This window comes from Polaribacter sp. OB-PA-B3 (genome assembly GCF_054589375.1).
The window spans coordinates 237,227-255,982 of the sequence record NZ_BAAIIX010000005.1 but is presented as its reverse complement, the minus strand read 5'-3'; the positions used below and the strand labels follow the sequence as shown (position 1 = coordinate 255,982).

The 18,756-nt window shown below is 30.4% G+C and carries 11 protein-coding genes and 3 tRNA genes; 10 read left to right on the top strand and 4 right to left on the bottom strand.

What is annotated here, in order from left to right; genetic code table 11:
- Nucleotides 1–24 precede the first annotated feature (24 nt).
- The 3 genes from ACYPV9_RS11165 to ACYPV9_RS11155 all read left to right on the top strand — a co-directional run bounded on the left by ACYPV9_RS11165 (nucleotide 25) and on the right by ACYPV9_RS11155 (nucleotide 3,045).
- Nucleotides 25–1,116, top strand: a complete 1,092-nt coding sequence (locus ACYPV9_RS11165) for an LptF/LptG family permease (RefSeq protein ID WP_459743746.1) — start codon at nucleotides 25–27, stop codon at nucleotides 1,114–1,116.
- Complete coding sequence (locus ACYPV9_RS11160; protein WP_299061758.1) at nucleotides 1,103–2,023, top strand: DMT family transporter; 921 nt, start codon at nucleotides 1,103–1,105, stop codon at nucleotides 2,021–2,023. Before ACYPV9_RS11165 ends, ACYPV9_RS11160 begins: the two co-directional genes overlap by 14 nt.
- Nucleotides 2,024–2,091: 68 nt before the next feature.
- Nucleotides 2,092–3,045, top strand: coding sequence for an acetyl-CoA carboxylase carboxyltransferase subunit alpha (locus ACYPV9_RS11155; RefSeq protein WP_299061755.1), 954 nt, complete (start codon nucleotides 2,092–2,094; stop codon nucleotides 3,043–3,045).
- 73 nt (nucleotides 3,046–3,118) lie between these two features.
- On the opposite strand, the gene ACYPV9_RS11150 is transcribed toward ACYPV9_RS11155, so the two are convergent.
- Together ACYPV9_RS11150 and ACYPV9_RS11145 are read right to left on the bottom strand one after the other, a co-directional pair.
- Nucleotides 3,119–4,147, bottom strand: a complete 1,029-nt coding sequence (locus tag ACYPV9_RS11150; RefSeq protein WP_459743742.1) for a TlpA family protein disulfide reductase — start codon at nucleotides 4,145–4,147, stop codon at nucleotides 3,119–3,121.
- A gap of 155 nt (nucleotides 4,148–4,302) precedes the next feature.
- Nucleotides 4,303–6,861: an ATP-dependent Clp protease ATP-binding subunit gene (locus ACYPV9_RS11145; RefSeq protein ID WP_079738458.1), complete on the bottom strand. Its 2,559-nt coding sequence runs from the start codon at nucleotides 6,859–6,861 to the stop codon at nucleotides 4,303–4,305.
- 263 nt (nucleotides 6,862–7,124) lie between these two features.
- On the opposite strand from ACYPV9_RS11145, the gene gyrA reads away from it, so the two are divergent.
- The gene (gene gyrA / locus ACYPV9_RS11140; RefSeq protein WP_299061740.1) at nucleotides 7,125–9,644 is read left to right on the top strand and encodes a DNA gyrase subunit A; all 2,520 of its coding nucleotides are present in this window, start codon (nucleotides 7,125–7,127) and stop codon (nucleotides 9,642–9,644) included.
- A gap of 22 nt (nucleotides 9,645–9,666) precedes the next feature.
- Nucleotides 9,667–10,914 (top strand): tetratricopeptide repeat protein, encoded by a 1,248-nt coding sequence (locus ACYPV9_RS11135; protein ID WP_459743739.1) that lies wholly within the window; start codon nucleotides 9,667–9,669, stop codon nucleotides 10,912–10,914.
- Nucleotides 10,915–10,969: 55 nt separating this feature from the next.
- Here ACYPV9_RS11135 and ACYPV9_RS11130 read toward each other — a convergent pair whose 3' ends face one another.
- Together ACYPV9_RS11130 and ACYPV9_RS11125 are read right to left on the bottom strand one after the other, a co-directional pair.
- The gene (locus ACYPV9_RS11130; protein WP_459743737.1) at nucleotides 10,970–11,740 is read right to left on the bottom strand and encodes a C40 family peptidase; all 771 of its coding nucleotides are present in this window, start codon (nucleotides 11,738–11,740) and stop codon (nucleotides 10,970–10,972) included.
- Between the two features lie 23 nt (nucleotides 11,741–11,763).
- Nucleotides 11,764–12,939, bottom strand: coding sequence for an acetyl-CoA C-acyltransferase (locus tag ACYPV9_RS11125; RefSeq protein WP_299061732.1), 1,176 nt, complete (start codon nucleotides 12,937–12,939; stop codon nucleotides 11,764–11,766).
- Between the two features lie 136 nt (nucleotides 12,940–13,075).
- On the opposite strand from ACYPV9_RS11125, the gene ACYPV9_RS11120 reads away from it, so the two are divergent.
- The 5 genes from ACYPV9_RS11120 to ACYPV9_RS11100 all read left to right on the top strand — a co-directional run bounded on the left by ACYPV9_RS11120 (nucleotide 13,076) and on the right by ACYPV9_RS11100 (nucleotide 18,690).
- Nucleotides 13,076–15,139, top strand: a complete 2,064-nt coding sequence (locus tag ACYPV9_RS11120; RefSeq protein WP_459743735.1) for an HD family phosphohydrolase — start codon at nucleotides 13,076–13,078, stop codon at nucleotides 15,137–15,139.
- Between the two features lie 101 nt (nucleotides 15,140–15,240).
- Nucleotides 15,241–15,324 (top strand) — tRNA-Ser (locus tag ACYPV9_RS11115).
- A 19-nt stretch (nucleotides 15,325–15,343) separates the two neighbouring features.
- Nucleotides 15,344–15,418 (top strand) — tRNA-Pro (locus ACYPV9_RS11110).
- A gap of 29 nt (nucleotides 15,419–15,447) precedes the next feature.
- Nucleotides 15,448–15,521 (top strand) — tRNA-Arg (locus ACYPV9_RS11105).
- Nucleotides 15,522–15,723: 202 nt separating this feature from the next.
- Nucleotides 15,724–18,690, top strand: coding sequence for a DEAD/DEAH box helicase (locus tag ACYPV9_RS11100; RefSeq protein ID WP_459743733.1), 2,967 nt, complete (start codon nucleotides 15,724–15,726; stop codon nucleotides 18,688–18,690).
- Nucleotides 18,691–18,756: the final 66 nt, after the last annotated feature.

Below are 18,756 nucleotides of genomic sequence, written 5' to 3'. Positions count from 1 at the left end.
TCTAAAAAATAATTATTTATTCTTTTGAAAATAATAGATTGGTACATATTAAAAAGGTTTTTAGTAACATTTTTGTTTACATTATTAATCTTAATTCCCATAGCAATAGCTATTGATGTTTCTGAGAAAATAGATAATTTTTTAGAACATCCAGATTTAGGATTCAATGAGATTTTAAATGATTATTACTTAAATTTTACAATATATTATACCAATACTTTTATGCCTTTGGCATTGTTTATTGCTGTAATTTTATTTACATCAAAACTATCTAATAACACAGAAATTATAGCAATTACAAATGCTAAAGTTTCTTTTACTCGCTTTTTATACCCATATTTTATAGGCGCCACTTTAATTACTATTTTATCGTTGGCTATGAATCATTATGTGGTGCCAACAAGTAGTAAAACAAGAAAAGCTTTCGAGAAAAAATATATTAATAACTCGAAACAAATTAACGAGTTAAAATATGTATCAGATTTTAGTTTGCAATTAACAGATAGTACCTATATTTTTATAAGAACGTTTAATACAGAAAATAATATAGGTTACGATTTTAATTCTGAGACTTACGATGGTTTAAAATTAAAGTCAAAATTATCTGCAAACAGATTAAAATATAATGTAAAAGATTCAACCTTTACAATTAGTACATGGAAAAAAAGATTGATATATAAAGATAGAGATAGCATTTTTTCTGGTAATAAGATTGATACAGTTTTTAGTTTTACACCAAGAGATTTAATTTATAAATCTGCTTTTGCACAAGAAATGCCATCTAACGAATTGATGAAATTTATAGATATTTCTAAAAAAAGAGGAGTTAAAAACCTTAATGCCTATTTAGTTGAGCTTTATAAAAGAACTAGTTTACCTGTAGCTTCCTATATTTTAACCATCATAGCTGTAGCTTTAGCTTTTAGAAAAAGAAGAGGTGGTACAGGTGTTAACCTAGCAATAGGAGTTGGTATTATGTTTTTATACGTGTTTTTTATGAAGGTTGGTGAAGTTTTAGGTTCAGTAGCCGGTGTAAATTCTATCACTTATGTATGGATTCCTAATATAATATTTGGTGCAGTTGCTGTTTATTTATACTTAAATGCAAGAAAGTAAGTTAAAAAACTATTTATTATTACACCTCATTGTTTTTATTTGGGGTTTTACTGCAATTTTAGGTGCGTTAATAACTATTGATGCAATTCCTTTAGTTTGGTATAGAATGCTATTAGCAGTAGTTTTTATTGCAATTTATTTTCTTTGGAAGAAAAAATCTTTCAGAGTTAATAAAAAAGGGCTTTTAAAATTTTTATTTACGGGAATTGTAATTGCCTTGCACTGGGTGTTTTTTTTCAAAGCTATAAAAGTCTCTAATGTATCTGTTGCGTTAGTTACGATGAGTACTGGTGCTTTTTTTGCATCATTAATAGAACCTATATTTTTTAAAAGAAAAATAAATACTTTAGAGATTTTTTTAGGATTATTAGTAATAGGAGGGTTGTATATTATATTCAATTTCGAAAGTCAATATAAATTAGGAATTATTTACGCATTAATAGCCTCTTTTTTAAGTGCTTTATTTGCAGTTTTAAACGGTTTGTATATTAAAAAATATACTGCGGATGTTATTTCGTTCTACCAATTATTTTTTGGTGTTGCTTTTATTACTGTATACTTATTAATAACTAACGGATTTTCTCTAGCCTTTTTTCAGATTGAAACTTCAGATTGGTTGTACCTTTTAATCTTAAGTAGTATTTGTACAGCTTATGCTTTTATAGCATCTGTAGAAGTTATGAAATATCTGTCTCCTTATACCGTAATGCTAACCATAAATTTAGAACCAATTTATGCAATTATTCTAGCATTAATAATTTTTGGTGATAAAGAACAAATGAGTAATACCTTTTATTTAGGTGCCTTTATAGTCTTATTTGTTGTTTTGTTAAATGGTATTTTAAAAAATAGAAAGACTTTAAAAGAGAAGTTTAAACAAAAGCTAAAAAAGAAAAAAGTAATTTAATTTAGCCTTAAAAAGTAAATTTTATAGTATGTTTGTTCTTACAAATAACTAAAATCAAATCACTAGAAATGGAATATTTAGAATTTGAAATGCCAATAAAAGAACTTCAAGATCAACTGCAAAAATGTCAGATTATTGGTGAAGAAAGTGAGGTAGATGTAACTGCTACTTGTAAAAAAATTGAAAAGAAACTAGCAGATGCTAGAAAAAATATATACAAAAACTTAACACCTTGGCAGCGTGTACAATTGTCTAGACACCCAGATAGACCTTATACTTTAGATTATATTAAGGCCATTTGTGGTGATACTTTTATGGAACTTCACGGAGATAGAAGTGTAGGAGATGATAAGGCGATGATTGGTGGATTGGGTAAAATAGGAGACCAATCTTTTATGTTTATTGGTCAGCAAAAAGGATTCAATACTAAGACACGCCAGTACAGAAATTTTGGTATGGCTAATCCAGAAGGATATAGAAAAGCTTTACGTTTAATGAGAATGGCAGAGAAATTTGGTATTCCTGTTGTAACACTTTTAGATACTCCTGGTGCTTACCCAGGTTTAGAGGCAGAAGAACGCGGACAAGGTGAAGCAATTGCTAGAAATATTTTTGAAATGACGATTCTTAAAACGCCAATTATAACAGTTGTTATTGGTGAAGGAGCTTCTGGTGGAGCTTTAGGAATTGGTGTTGGAGATAGAGTTTACATGATGGAAAATACCTGGTATACTGTAATTTCTCCGGAATCTTGCTCTTCTATTTTATGGAGAAGTTGGGAGTTTAAAGAACAAGCTGCAGAGGCTTTAAAACTTACCGGTAACGACATGAAAAAAATGAAATTGATTGACGGAATAATTAAAGAGCCTATTGGAGGTGCCCATTCTGATAGAGAAGGAGCTTTTGCTGCTGTTCAAAGTCAAATACTAGCTGCTTTTGATGAGTTGAAAGATTTATCGGATGAAGATTTAGTAGAAAAAAGAATGGACAAATATGCAAATATGGGTGTTTACAAAGAGTAAACATCTAGTTAAATCAAATAAAAAAAGCGAAATTCTAATTAGAATTTCGCTTTTTTATTTTCTATTTTATTTTTTAAATACCTAAAGAAGTAAAAAGTTCTTTTAGTCTTGGCTCAGATGGTCTTGGTGCATCAGAATTAACAATTTTACCTTGAGGATCTATTAGTATAAATCTAGGAATCGAGTTTATCTGATATTCTTGCTGAAAAGATATATCTTTTCCTGCCCATAGCTGTACACCAGATAATTGTTTTGCTTTTACAAAATCTTTCCATTTCTTTTCTGCAGCTTCCCAAGATCCGCCACTTCTTCTGTATTCATCCGTAGAAATACTTATAAATTCTATATTTTTACCATGATATTCTTTTTCTAAAGATTTTAAATAAGGAATTTGTTGAATACATGGTCCGCACCAAGTAGCCCAAACATCTATATAAACAAATTTCCCTTTAAAAGAGTCTAAAGATTTTTTACCGCCTTTGTAATCTACGTAATCAACAAATTTTGGTGAAATAGTTCCTTTAGCCATTGCTTTGTTTTTTTCATAAGCTTGGTTAAAATAGGTAATCATTTGGTTGGTTTGACTATCGACCATTTTTACCAATGTAGTATCTATGTCTTTATAAGAATTTAAAATACTATCGTAATTAGATTTTATTGCCGCTATTTTGGCTTTAAAATCATTTTCATTTAATTCTAAGAGTAACGTAGGATTTCCAATTTTTTGACTTTCTGTAATCTGAGCTAAAATAAAATTACTATTGTCAGCACCTTGTCCAGAAAACTTAAAACTAGACATAAAGTTTTCAGAATCTCCGTTTAACTTAATGTCGAATCCGTTTTTTAAATAAATAGGAGCTCTTTTTGCAGGACTAGTACTAATAGTGTACACTGCAGCATTTTCTATATTTAAAGTGTCTTTAAAAGTGCCATCTTTGTTAATTGTAATGCTTTTTACGGGGCCTTGTTGACCTGTAATTGTTAAAATAGAGTCTTTATTATTTTCTAACTTTCCAGAAAGCGTTAAATAATCTTTAGAATGTTCTTTAGTACAAGAAGCAAGTGCAAAAACAGCGATAAGTATAATGCTAATTTTTTTCATTTATTATAAATATTTATTTGAAACAAATATATAAATTTAATCAGAGGATAGTGTCTTTAGATATTTAACTTTTCTGTTAAAAATATAGAAATGAACCTTGTTTTCTTAGTTTTGTGTAAAAAAAAATCTCAAACGATAGTTTGAGATTTTTTAATTTATGATTCTGTTTCAGATTCTTGTTCTGGTTCTATTTTTCCTTTTTGTATCTTGATGTTTAACTTATTCTCTTTTTCATCAAGATCCATAGAAATCGTATCTCCTTCGTTTAGTTTAGAGTTTACAATTTCTTCTGCCAAAGCATCTTCTATATATTTCTGAATAGCTCTTTTAAGCGGTCTAGCACCATATTTCTTATCAAAACCTTTGTCAGCAATATAATCTTTTGCTTTTTCGCTTAATTGTAATGTGTACCCTAAGTCTGATATTCTACGTAATAATTTATCTAGTTCTATGTCTATAATTGAATGTATGTCTTCTCTTTCTAAAGCGTTAAATACAATTACGTCATCTATTCTATTTAAAAATTCTGGTGCAAATGATTTCTTTAAAGCACCTTCAATTACAGATTTAGCATGTGCGTCTGCTTGTTCTTTTTTAGAAGAAGTACCAAAACCAACTCCGCCACCAAAATCTTTTAATTGTCTAGCACCAATATTAGAAGTCATAATTATGATTGTATTTCTAAAATCAATTTTTCTTCCTAAACTATCAGTAATATATCCGTCATCTAAAATTTGAAGTAACATGTTAAACACATCCGGATGCGCTTTTTCAATTTCATCTAATAGAACAACAGAATACGGTTTTCTTCTAACTTTTTCTGTTAATTGACCACCTTCTTCATAGCCAACATAACCCGGAGGCGCACCAATTAAACGAGAAATAGCAAATTTTTCCATGTATTCACTCATGTCAATTCTAATTAAAGAATCATCAGAATCAAATAACTCTTTTGCTAAAACTTTTGCTAATTGCGTTTTACCAACACCAGTTTGACCTAAGAAAATAAAAGAACCAATTGGTTTGTTAGGATCTTTTAATCCAACTCTATTTCTTTGAATTGCTTTAACAACCTTAGATACGGCAATATCTTGCCCAATTACCTTACCTTTTATAAGTTGAGGTAATTCGTTTAATTTATGTGTTTCTGCCTCTGCAACTCTATTTACAGGTATGCCTGTCATCATAGAGACAACTTCTGCCACATTATCTTCGGTTACAATTTCTCTGTTTAATTTAGAGTCATCTTCCCATTGTTTTTGAGCAGAATCTAAAGCAGCTTCTATATTTTTTTCATCGTCTCTTAACTTTGCAGCTTCTTCATATTTTTGCCCGTTTACAGCTTTTGTTTTTCTTTCTCTAATAAGCTCTAACTTGGTTTCTAACTCTAAAATTTGTTGCGGAACAACAATATTTGTGATATGAATTCTAGATCCAGCTTCATCTAAAGCATCGATAGCCTTGTCTGGTAGATATCTATCAGTCATATATCTGTTAGTTAACTTTACACAAGCCTCTAAAGCTTCATCTGTATAATTTACATGATGATGTTCTTCGTATTTAGTTTTTATATTATGTAAAATCTGTATTGTTTCTTCTACAGACGTAGGATCTACAATTACCTTTTGAAAGCGACGCTCTAATGCGCCATCTTTTTCGATATTTGTTCTATACTCATCTAACGTAGTTGCACCAATACATTGTATTTCACCACGAGCCAATGCTGGTTTTAACATGTTAGAAGCATCTAAAGAGCCTGTAGCGCCACCAGCCCCAACAATTGTATGAATTTCGTCTATAAAAAGAATAATATCATCATTCTTTTCAAGCTCATTCATTAACGCTTTCATACGCTCTTCAAATTGACCACGGTATTTTGTACCCGCAACTAAGCTTGCTAAATCTAAAGAAACCAAACGCTTGTCAAATAAAATTCTAGAAACTTTTCTTTCTACAATTCTCAAAGCCAAACCTTCTGCAATGGCAGATTTACCAACACCAGGTTCACCTATAAGCATTGGGTTGTTTTTCTTTCTTCTACTTAATATTTGAGAAACTCTTTCAATTTCTTTTTGTCTACCAACAACAGGGTCTAACTTTCCTTTTTCTGCTAAATCTGTTAAATCTCTACCAAAATTATCTAAAACGGGTGTTTTAGATTTTTTAACATTTTTTCCTTTTTGAGGCTGATCAAAAGGGTTTTGTTTTTCAGAAGCAAATTCATCATCAGATGGTGTTTCTGCTATCGGGTTGTTAGGTAGATCTTCGTCATCTACGTGCAATTGTTTGTATAAAGCTTTTGCTTCATCGTAATTAACGTGGTATTTCTGAATCAACTTAGTAGTTGGGTCATTTTCGTTTCTTAAAATACATAAAAGTAGATGTGCAGTATCTATAGATTCGCTTTGGTATAATTTAGCTTCTAGAAAGGTTGTTTTTAAAGCCTTTTCTGCTTGTCTAGTTAAATGTAAACTTTGTTTTTCAGAAGTTTCTGCAAAAGTAGGATCAACTGGGTTTAATTGTTCTAACTTTTTACGCAATAAAATAGTATCTACATCAAATGCAGTTAAAATTTCCATTGCTTTTCCTTCTCCTTTTCTTATTAAACCTAATAACAAATGTTCTGTTCCAATAAATTCATGCCCTAATCTTAGCGCTTCTTGTTTACTGAATGCTATTACATCTCTTACCTTCGGTGAAAAATTATCGTCCATATATTATTGTCTATTGATGTAAATTTAGTCCTTTTTTTTCTTAAAAATTACAAAAAATATGCCAACTCTTAAAAACTGACAGTTTGACTTTAAAAATAATGTAGAAAATAGTTGAAAATCAAGGAAGTAAAAAGCGCCAATAAATTATTAATAAATGTTGATAACTCTATCTAATTCATAAGCGTTAAACCTTTGTAAATAGTAATAGAAATAGTATCTTGCCTTGTTTTAAAAAAAGGAATAATTATTAATAGAAAATATATATGGCAGACGGAGAAAAGTTAATTCCGATTAACATTGAAGAGCAGATGAAATCTGCATACATCGATTACTCGATGTCAGTTATTGTTTCAAGGGCATTACCAGATGTAAGGGATGGTTTAAAACCAGTTCATAGAAGGGTTTTGTATGGTATGCATGAATTAGGAATTAAAGCAACAGGAGCTTATAAAAAATCAGCAAGAATTGTAGGAGAGGTTTTGGGTAAATATCACCCACACGGTGATACTTCTGTTTATGATTCTATGGTAAGAATGGCGCAAGATTGGAGTGTGCGTTATATGATGGTAGATGGGCAAGGTAACTTTGGTTCTGTTGATGGAGATTCTCCGGCGGCAATGCGTTATACAGAGGTTAGAATGCAGAAAATATCAGAAGAAATGTTAGCTGATATTGAAAAAGATACTGTAGATCATCAATTAAACTTTGATGATACTTTACAAGAGCCTACTGTTTTACCAACACGTATTCCTAATTTATTAGTAAACGGTGCTTCTGGTATTGCTGTAGGTATGGCAACAAATATGGCGCCACATAACTTAACAGAAGTAATAAACGGTACTGTTGCTTATATTGATAATAGAGAGATAGAGATAGATGAGTTAATGCAGCATATTACCGCTCCAGATTTTCCTACAGGTGGTATTATCTATGGTTATGATGGTGTAAGAGATGCTTTTCATACAGGTAGAGGTCGTATAGTAATGCGTGCTAAAGCTGTTATAGAAGAAGTAAAAGGGCGTGAATGTATCATTGTTACCGAGATTCCTTATCAGGTTAACAAGGCAGACATGATTAAGAAAACTGCTGATTTAGTAAACGAAAAGAAATTAGAAGGTATTGCTAATATTCGTGACGAATCTGATAGAAATGGTATGCGAATTGTGTATGTTTTAAAACGTGATGCCATTCCTAATATCGTTTTAAATAAATTATTTAAATATACACAGCTTCAAACTTCTTTTAGTGTAAATAATATTGCACTGGTAAAAGGAAGACCAGAGCAACTAAATTTAAAGCAATTAATACATTATTTTGTTGAGCACAGACACGAAGTTATTGTTCGTAGAACAGAATTTTTACTTAAGAAAGCAGAAGCTAGAGCACATATTTTAGAAGGATTAATAATTGCTTCTGATAATATTGACGAGGTAATAAAAATTATTAGAGCGTCTAGTAATGCAGATCAAGCTAGAGAAAGTTTAATTGAAAGATTTGAATTGACTGAAATTCAAGCTAAAGCAATTGTAGAAATGCGATTACGTCAATTAACAGGACTAGAACAAGATAAGCTACGTGCAGAGTATGATGAAATCATGCTAACAATTACAGATTTAAAAGATATTCTTGCAAACGAGCCAAGACGTTATCAGATTATTAAAGATGAACTTCTTTTAATAAAAGATAAGTATGGTGATGAGCGTAGATCTATCATCGAATATGCTGGTGGAGACATGAAAATTGAAGACATGATACCTAACACAAAGGTTGTTGTTACAATTTCTAATGCTGGTTATTTAAAAAGAACAAACTTAGAAGAATATAAAGTTCAGAATAGAGGAGGTAGAGGTCAAAAAGGAGCAACTACTAGAAATGAAGATTTCTTAGAACATTTATTTGTAGGTACAAACCACCAATACATGATGTTCTTTACACAAAAAGGTAAAGTATTCTGGATGCGTGTTTATGAAATTCCAGAAGGTGGTAAAAATACAAAGGGTAGAGCGATGCAAAACCTTATTAATATCGAACAAGACGATAAGGTTAAAGCGTTCTTAGTTACTCAAGATTTAAAAGACGAAGAGTACATTAATAGTCATTATGTCATAATGGCAACTAAAAAAGGTCAGGTTAAGAAAACATCATTAGAACAATATTCTAGACCAAGAACCAATGGTATAAATGCAATTACTATTAAAGAAGGTGATGAGTTACTAGAAGCTAAATTAACTACTGGAGATAGCCAAGTAATGTTAGCGTTAAAATCTGGAAAGTCAATTCGTTTTGAAGAAGCTAAAACTCGTCCTATGGGAAGAACAGCTTCTGGTGTAAGAGGTATTACACTTCAACATGAAAACGATGAAGTTGTTGGTATGGTTGCCGTAAACGATATGGAAAGTAATATTCTAGTTGTTTCAGAGAAAGGATACGGAAAACGTTCTAAACTAGATGATTATAGAGTTACAAATAGAGGAGGTAAAGGTGTTAAAACCTTAAATATTTCTGAAAAAACAGGAGATTTAGTTGCAATTAAAAATGTAGACGATTCTAATGATTTGATGATTATTAATAAATCTGGTTTAACAATAAGAATGGCTGTAGAAGATTTAAGAGTTATGGGACGTGCAACGCAAGGTGTTCGTTTAATTAATATCAAAGATTCTGATAGTATTGCAGCTGTTGCTAAAGTTGCTCATGATGAAGAAGTCGAAGAAGAAGAAAATTCCGAAGAAATAAAAAATGGCACGGAAATTGAAAATGATTCAAGTGAAAATCAAGAATAATTATAAATTTAATATCAGTAAAATGAAAAAACAAATATTAGCGCTAACTGTAGGTTTCTTATCAATGGCTTCTTTTGCGCAAAAAAGCGAATTGAAAACAGCTGAAAAAGCAATTAAGAAACAAGATTATACTACAGCTTTGTCAGCTATAGCTCCTTTAGCATCTATGGAGGCAACTATGGAAGCTAAATATAAAGCAAAATATTATTATTTAAACGGTCAAGCATTGGCTGGTAAAAATGATTATAAAGGTGCAGCAGATGCATTTAATACTTTGTTTAAATATGAAAAAGAAATTGGTAAGCAAAGATATACTAAAGAAGCACAGCCAATGTTAAATGAATTAATTCAAAAAGCATCTAATTTAGCTATTAAACAATATAATAGTAAAGATTATAAGCAAGCAACTGGTAACTTCTATTTAACATATCTTTTAAGTCCTAAAGACACAAGTTTCTTATATAATGCAGCTATTAGTGCTTCATTATCTAAAGACTATGATGTTTCTTTAAAGCATTACAGAGAATTAAAAGAAATAGGTTATACAGGTATAACAACACAGTATTTAGCAACTAATAAGGAATCTGGAGCTGTAGAAAATTTAGGAACTAAATCTAATAGAGACACTATGGTAAAGTTAGGTCAGTATACTAATCCTACTGTAAAAGTTTCTGATTCTAAGCAAGCTGAGATTGTAAAAAATATTGGATATATTTTAGTTAATCAAGGTAAGACAGATGAAGCGATAGTAGCTTTACAAGAAGCTAGAAAAGCAAATCCGAAAGATGTTAATTTAATTTTAAACGAAGCACAATTATACATTAAGTTAGAAAAAATGGATAAGTTTGGTGCTTTAATGGAAGAAGCTGTAAAGTTAGACCCAACAAACCCAACATTATTTTTTAATTTAGGTGTTGTTAATGCTAATCAAAACAAAAATGAAGAAGCAATTAAATATTATGAAAAAGCAATCGAGTTAAAACCAGATTACGGAGATGCTTACATGAATTTAGCTGTAGCAATATTAAGCGGAGAGAAAGCGATTGTTGATGAAATGAATGAGAATTTATCTAACTTTAAGAAATACGATGAATTACAAGAAAAGCAAAAAGTTTTATATAGAAAAGCATTACCTTATTTAGTAAAAGCAGATAACATAGAAAGATCTGAAGGTACTGTTAAAACTTTATTGAATATCTATGATACTTTAGAAATGACTACTGAAGCAGATGCTTTAAGACCAATTTATAAACAAATGAGAGGTCAGTAATAGATCTTAATATTGATATAAAAAAAATCCGAAACTTTAAAGTTTCGGATTTTTTTTATATCATTTTTTTAATAACTCTTAGTTTGTGTGTATGCTTTTGTATGTCAGCATTAAAAATACCGCTATGGTCTAAAGTATCTATTCGAACTTTACCATGAGCATGAATAATATTGTAATCATTTAAAACGATTCCAACATGTATAATTTCACCTTCTTCATTATCAAAAAAAGCTAAATCACCAGGTTCGCATTCTTCTATAAAACTTAATACTTCACCTTGTTTCGCTTGTTCTTTGGCATCTCTAGGTAATTTATATCCAGAAAGTTTGTAAACCATTTGTGTAAAACCAGAGCAATCTATACCAAACGGTGTTTTTCCTCCCCATAAATAAGGACTATTTAAATAAGTAAAAGCTATTTTTAATATTTCAGATTTAGATAATTGACTAGAAAAAACATTGTTGTCATATCTATAACTTTTTGAACCTAGTTTTAAATTACCATTATTAAAAACAGGTAATTGAGAACCTATTGCTATTGTTGTTAAATTATTATTTTCTGATGTAACAAAATCTAAAATTTCACCAGAAAAAGTTAAGTTATTGCGCTCTATAGAATTATAAAAATCTTCTGTAATTTCTTGATACTGTTTATTGTCTATATAACCTTCAAAATTATCAAAACTAATACGGATTTTACTCCAGTTTTTAGTCTTTTCAATAATTTCAAAATGTTCGCCAAAAAGAACCTGACTAATCATTTCAGATTTGTCAGATTCTTCTGCCCTAACAGGTACAATACTTAAATTACAGATGCCAAATAGCATAAATTTTTAATATTTGTTTAAGATTATAATCTTTCTATTACCATGGCACTTGCGCCACCACCACCATTACAAATAGCTGCAGCACCAATTTTGGCATCGTTTTGTTTTAAAATAGAAGTTAATGCAATTACAATTCTTGCACCAGAAACACCTAACGGATGTCCTAATGAAACGGCACCACCGTTAACATTTACATTTTCATCAGAAATATTTAAAATTTTCATGTTGGCTAAACCAACAATAGAAAAAGCTTCGTTTAATTCGAAATAATCTACATCATCAATAGAGATGTTTGCTTTAGCTAATGCTTTTGGTAATGCTTTTGCAGGTGCAGTTGTAAACCATTTTGGTTCATGTGCAGCATCAGCAAAACTTTTTATTTTGGCAAGCGGGGTAATGTTTAATTCTTGTGCTTTTTCTGCAGACATTAAAACCAATGCAGCTCCACCATCATTAATAGTAGAAGCATTTGCTGCAGTTACAGTTCCTTCTTTCGTAAAGGCTGGTCTTAATGCAGGTATTTTTTCCATTTTAACATTCTTGTACTCTTCGTCTTCAGAAAAGATTACAGGTTCTCCACGTCTTTGAGGAATTTCAACAGGAACAATTTCATCAGAAAATTTACCTTCACTCCATGCTTTTGCAGAACGTTCGTAAGATTGTATTGCAAATGTATCTTGATCTTCTCTAGAGAAATTATATTCAGTAGCACATTCATCTGCACAAACTCCCATAGCTACCTTGCCATAAGCATCTACCAAACCATCTTTTTGCATACCATCTTCCATAGTTATTGGTCCAAACTTAGAACCTTTTCTTGCGTGTTGGTAATGCGGTATAGAACTCATGTTTTCCATACCACCAGCAACAACTACGTCTGCATCTCCTAAAGCAATTGTTTGAGCTGCTAACATAATAGATTTCATCCCAGAAGCACAAACTTTGTTAACCGTTGTACAAGGTACAGAATCTGGTATACCAGCGTAAATGGCAGCTTGTCTTGCAGGAGCTTGCCCCAAACCTGCAGAAACAACATTACCCATAAAAACCTCTTCTACCAATTCTGGCGATAAGTTTATTTTATTTAAAGCGCCTTTAATTGCAACGGCACCTAATTTTGTTGCAGGTACAGAAGATAAACTTCCCATAAAGCTACCAATTGGTGTTCTGGCTACAGATACAATTACTACTTCTTTCATATGATAATTTGAGTTTATTTTAATATAAGATTGTCTGCTAAATTAATCTTTTTTAATCAATTTCTAAAGGTTTGTTTCTTTTGAATTCTTAACCTTAATTTTTTTACTGTAAGTTTGTATTTATAAGAAAATAAGCATGAGCAATTTTGTAAATAAACTTTATCAAAATAACACAATAATATTTAAGGTAATTTTGTTTTTAATAACCACGATAGCTATCGTGTATTTGTTTCCAAAAGGAGGTCAGTTTAAATACGATTTTAGTAATGGGCAATTATGGAGGTATGATAATTTGTATGCACCTTTTGATTTTGCTATTCAGAAATCTGAAGAAGAAATAAAAGTCGAAAAAAAACAAATAGACGCTAATGCAAAATTGTATTTTACTATTGATAAAACCGTTGTAGAACAGGTTAAATCTTCTTTTAAAAATAAAGTAAATAATTTAAGTGTTAAAGATACTTTATCCGTAGATAAATCTAAATTATTAAATGAAAAAGGACTAAAAATTATTAATGAAATTTACAAAATTGGGTTTCTTGAAGTTGTTAGTCAAGATAGAGTTTCTAATAAAGATGAATTAGTTGCACTTAGAAACGAAAATATAGTAAAAGATGTTCCTTTTAAAAGTTTGTATAATTCTACAAAAGTTTTAAAATCTATAACCAGTGGTTTAAATTCTGATATAAGTGAGTCTAGACGAAATCAACTTTTTACAATTTTATCAGAAATTATTAAACCAAATGTAACTTATGATGCTAGTTATACAGAAAAAGTTATTGATAACGAAACCAAAAACATTTCTTATACGAAAGGAAAAGTTTCTGCTGGCGAGCTAATTATTTTAAAAGGAGATTTAGTAGAAGGTAAAAAATTAGCAATTTTAAACTCTCTTAAAAACGAATCTGAATCTAACGTTTGGACAGAGTCTAATTATAATTGGATTATTTTTGGATATACTATTTTAGTTGCCTTAGCTCTTTTAATGTTACTCTTGTTTTTACAAAGAAATAGAATTGAAATATTTAATAACAACAATAAAGTAACATTTATATTTTTCAATGTTTTTTCGATGATATTTATTCAAACATTGGTTATTAAATATAATTCAGATTACTTATATGTAGTTCCTTTAAGTGTTTTACCAATCATCTTAAAAGCCTTTTTTGATGCTCGATTAGGTTTGTTTACACATGTTTTAACAGTGCTTTTATTAGGATATGTTGTACCAAATAGTTTTGAGTTTATTTATCTGCATATAATTGCAGGTATCGTTACTATTTTAAGTGTGTCAGAATTATATAAAAGGGCAAATTTATTTATATCGGTAGCGCAAATTACAGGAATTTATATGGTTACTTACTTTGCATTTTCAATTATAAAAGAAGGAAATGCATCACAAATTAATCTTGATTATTTTATGCTTTTTGCTGTAAACGGATTGTTATCTTTTTTAGCAATAATATTAATTTATATTTATGAAAAAGTTTTTGGATTGGTTTCTGATGTTACCCTTTTAGAGCTTTCTAATACAAATTCTAAATTATTAAGAGAGTTGAATGAGAAAGCGCCAGGAACTTTTCAACACTCTATGCAAGTCGCTAATTTGGCAGAAGCTGCCGCCAATGAAATTGGAGCAAACTCTATGTTGGTTAGAACGGGTGCATTATACCATGATGTTGGTAAAATGGCAAACCCTATGTATTTTATAGAAAATCAAACTACGGGTGTAAATCCTCATCATGAATTATCACCAAGAGATAGTGCAAAAATTATAACAGATCATGTTATTAAAGGAGTTGAAATAGCAAAGAAATACAATTTGCCAGATAGAATTATCGATTTTATAAGAACTCATCATGGTACAAGTACAACTTATTATTTCTTAATGAAAGAAAGAGAATTGAACCCGGATAGTGAAGTTGATGTTAAGAAATTTCAATACCAAGGGCCAAATCCATTTTCGAAAGAAACAGCAATATTGATGATGTGTGATGCTGCAGAAGCTGCTTCTAAGAGTTTAAAAACACCCACAGCGCAATCCATCAGTGATTTAATCGATAAAATTATCGAAAAACAGATGTCAGATAATCAGTTTTTAAATTCGGATATAACTTTTAAGGAAATAGAAATTATAAAAAAAGTTATTAAGAAAAAATTGCTAAACATCTATCACTTAAGGGTTGAGTATCCTGAATAAAAAAAAAGATAAAAAAAAGTAGCAAACAACTTGTAAAATTGTAAATCTAGTATTACATTTGCACTCGCAATTTTAAACAACTGCGGATAAGTTCAAAAACAGGAGAGGTGCCAGAGTGGTAATGGAGCAGATTGCTAATCTGTCGACGGGTAACTGTCGCCAGGGTTCGAGTCCCTGTCTCTCCGCAATTTTTTGTTTAATTCTCGGGGTGTAGCGTAGCCCGGTCATCGCGCCTCGTTTGGGACGAGGAGGTCGCAGGTTCGAATCCTGCCACCCCGACACTGTTTTCGTAGAAACATAAAAACTACGGGCTCTTAGCTCAGCTGGATAGAGCACCTCCCTTCTAAGGAGGCGGTCGAAGGTTCGAATCCTTCAGGGCTCACTTAAACCATCACAGAAATGTGGTGGTTTTTTGTTTTTATAAGGTTTTTCTAATATTTATTTGTAAAAATTTTTATATGATAACAAATACTATTTTAGTATAATTTTATTTATTAACAATCTACTTTTAAAATTTACAATTACTTCTTAAAAGTATATATTCGCCCTCTAATTTCTTCTAAAAGCTAATCTTTATAAAGTAAATGAATAACGTTAAAAATTGGTTGCATTATTATAAAAATAGTTTAACAGATAGTGAAAATTTAGCTGTAGATATTTCTAGAATTAAAAACTTATTTCATCAAAATTATTGCGATTTAGGTGCCGGAACAATCAATCCTAAAAACGCTGCTGAAATGTTAGATTTTGAAGAAAAAAGAATCAATAGATTAAAAGGTATCACCAATAAAGAGCATGTAAATTGGTATACAATATTTGATGCAGAAATAATAATTGCACCTTTTCAATTAGATGTAATTTCCGGAGATCAAGATTCTAAGCATAAATCTATTTTCCCTTTTTGGATAACTGCCAGAATAAATAGATCTGGCCAATTAACAGCACCTAAAGAGATTTTCCCGCTATTTGTTAGAGATTATTTAGATCCTAAAGCAGATGTTGGTAATGACTTTATTTTTTCATCCACAGAGACAATTGCAGAAGCCAGAGAAATTGAAAAGCCAGAAGTAGAAGAAGAGGTTTTACCTTGGGAGATTTATTGGGAATATATTAATATGATTTTTTCTGAAGTTACCTACCATGCAATTTCTAGTTATAAGGCAGAAGGGTTTACAACGAATCATAAAGTAACTTATTTTGCAAGAAGTTCTAAGATTTCGGCTGCAAAAAGTATCTTGTTTTTATATGAAAACTTATTAAATGAAACAGAAGAGCTACCATTAATTTCTAAGTTGATAGACCCTAATTTAAGACAGAAAAGAGAGCCAATTACAGATAGTGGATTTTTAGATTATAATCATTTACATCTTGGGCAAATGTCAAATGAATTTCCGCTTTCTATAAGCCAGAGAAAAACCTTATTATCTTATTTTACAGCAGAAGAAAATGCAATAACAGCAGTAAATGGCCCTCCTGGAACCGGTAAAACAACGCTTTTACAAAGTTTAGTAGCTACAGAAGTTGTAAGAGCAGCTATAGAAGGTGATGAGGCACCAGTTATTTTAGCTTGTTCTACAAATAACCAAGCGGTTACAAATATTATTGATAGTTTTATTAATTCTAAGAGTACTTTAGGTGATTTGGCAGAAAGATGGATTCCTGGTTTTAATGGGTATGCCACTTATTTGCCTTCGAATTCTAAAAGCGAAAAGAAACTAAAAAATATTAATTACCTTAAAGGTAATATGTTTGGTAATGAAGGTACTCTATGTGATTTAGAAAATGAAAAATATTTAGAAGATGCAAAACATTTTTACTTTAGTAAATATACCGAGTATTTTAATGTAGAATTAAATTCGTTAGAAGATGCCTGCCTGCATCTTCAAGAAGAAATTACTATTTTACAGGACAATTTAATCGACGGAGTTCGTATCTCTCAAAATTATTTAAAATCTATTAAAAGTGTAAATGCACTTTTGCTTAATAAGAAAGATTATATTCAGAAAAACACTATTCAAATTTCTAATCTACAAAAATGGAGAACTATATTAAATGCACTTAAATCCTCTTCGGATGAACGCAATTTTTTAGAAGATGTTAAGCAGTACTTTGAAACAAATTCTAAGGATGAAAATTCAGTTAAAATTTTTAAAATTGATGAAGAAGTTTTAAAAAAACCAGATACTACTTTGATATTTATCAAAAAATGTATTGCTGATATTAACCTAGCTCTATCATCTAACTTAAAATTAAAAAATTGGAAATTTAAAAATAACATTACTGGTTATCCATTTGTATCTGAAGAGCAAATGTGGGAATTCGAATATGAAAAAATGGAATCTGAGGATAAAAGTCACCGTTTTTTTTATGATGAAATCGATTTAAATATTCGTCATAAAGCTTTTTTATTGGCAATACATTATTGGGAAGCTAGATGGATTATAGAAACGGAAGATGCGCTAATTAATGAAACAGAAAAAGGAACCGGAGAGAGAGTAGTTGCTGCAAAGTGGAAAAGAAGAGCAATGTTAACTCCATGCTTTGTAGCTACTTTATATATGGCACCTTCACATTTTTTATTTAGTCAGTTTCAAGGAGAAAATGAGAACGGTAAACCACTTTTTGAATATTTACCATTGTTTAACTTTTTAGATTTATTAATAATTGATGAAGCAGGACAAGTAACTCCAGAAGTAAGTATACCTATTTTTTCTTTAGCTAAAAAAGCAATTGTAGTTGGAGACCTTAAGCAAATAGAACCGATTTGGTCTATACCTCCAAAAATTGATTCTGGAAATTTATTAAACCAGAATATAGTTTCAGATCATAATGACTATAATCATTTAAAAGAAATTGGTTTCTTGGCTTCTAATGGTAGTATCATGAAAATGGCTCAAAATGCATGTGAATACGCGACCCCTTTAATATCTAAAAAAGAAAACGGATTACTATTGTTAGAACACAGAAGATGTAATGATGAGATTATTGGCTTTTGTAATGAATTAGCTTATGATGGAATTCTTAAGCCGATGAAAGGAAAAGCAAGTGAAGATCAAGTTTTTCCTTCTATGATGGCATATCACATAGAAGGTTTAAGCGAAAGAAAATTTAGTAGCCGACATAATAAAAATGAGGTTAAATCTATTATTATGTGGTTAAATAGACATAAGGCAGATATTCAGAAGGCATATAATGTTGAATCTATTGAAGAAGTTTTAGGAATTATTACGCCTTTTGCTAGTCAAAAAACAGAATTGTCTAAAGCATTAATAGATTCTGGTTTTAAAGTGAATGATATTAAATTAGGAACTGTACATGCGTTGCAAGGAGCAGAGCGAAGTATTGTTTTATTTAGTTCTGTTTATAGTATAGAAGATGAAGGTGTATTATTTTTTGATAGAGACAATAAGCCTAATATGCTTAATGTAGCTGTTTCTAGAGCTAAAGATAGTTTTATATTATTTGGTGACACCAGGATTTTTGACGAGACAAAAGATGTGCCTTCTGGTATATTAAAAAAACATTTGCAAATAGAAGAGTTGCCAAATTAATTAGTAACCATAAAAATGAGTAACCATTTTTATGGTTACTCAAATTACGTTAACAAACGTTACTTA

Excerpts from the sequence above, each read along its gene's own strand:
- ACYPV9_RS11155 (WP_299061755.1), top strand. The coding sequence starts at position 2,092 with ATGGAATATTTAGAATTTGAAATGCCAATAAAAGAACTTCAAGATCAA.
- ACYPV9_RS11120 (WP_459743735.1), top strand. The coding sequence starts at position 13,076 with ATGAGCAATTTTGTAAATAAACTTTATCAAAATAACACAATAATATTT.
- ACYPV9_RS11160 (WP_299061758.1), top strand. The coding sequence starts at position 1,103 with ATGCAAGAAAGTAAGTTAAAAAACTATTTATTATTACACCTCATTGTT.
- ACYPV9_RS11100 (WP_459743733.1), top strand. The coding sequence starts at position 15,724 with ATGAATAACGTTAAAAATTGGTTGCATTATTATAAAAATAGTTTAACA.
- ACYPV9_RS11125 (WP_299061732.1), bottom strand. The coding sequence starts at position 12,939 with ATGAAAGAAGTAGTAATTGTATCTGTAGCCAGAACACCAATTGGTAGC.
- ACYPV9_RS11135 (WP_459743739.1), top strand. The coding sequence starts at position 9,667 with ATGAAAAAACAAATATTAGCGCTAACTGTAGGTTTCTTATCAATGGCT.
- ACYPV9_RS11130 (WP_459743737.1), bottom strand. The coding sequence starts at position 11,740 with ATGCTATTTGGCATCTGTAATTTAAGTATTGTACCTGTTAGGGCAGAA.
- ACYPV9_RS11145 (WP_079738458.1), bottom strand. The coding sequence starts at position 6,861 with ATGGACGATAATTTTTCACCGAAGGTAAGAGATGTAATAGCATTCAGT.
- ACYPV9_RS11150 (WP_459743742.1), bottom strand. The coding sequence starts at position 4,147 with ATGAAAAAAATTAGCATTATACTTATCGCTGTTTTTGCACTTGCTTCT.
- gyrA (WP_299061740.1), top strand. The coding sequence starts at position 7,125 with ATGGCAGACGGAGAAAAGTTAATTCCGATTAACATTGAAGAGCAGATG.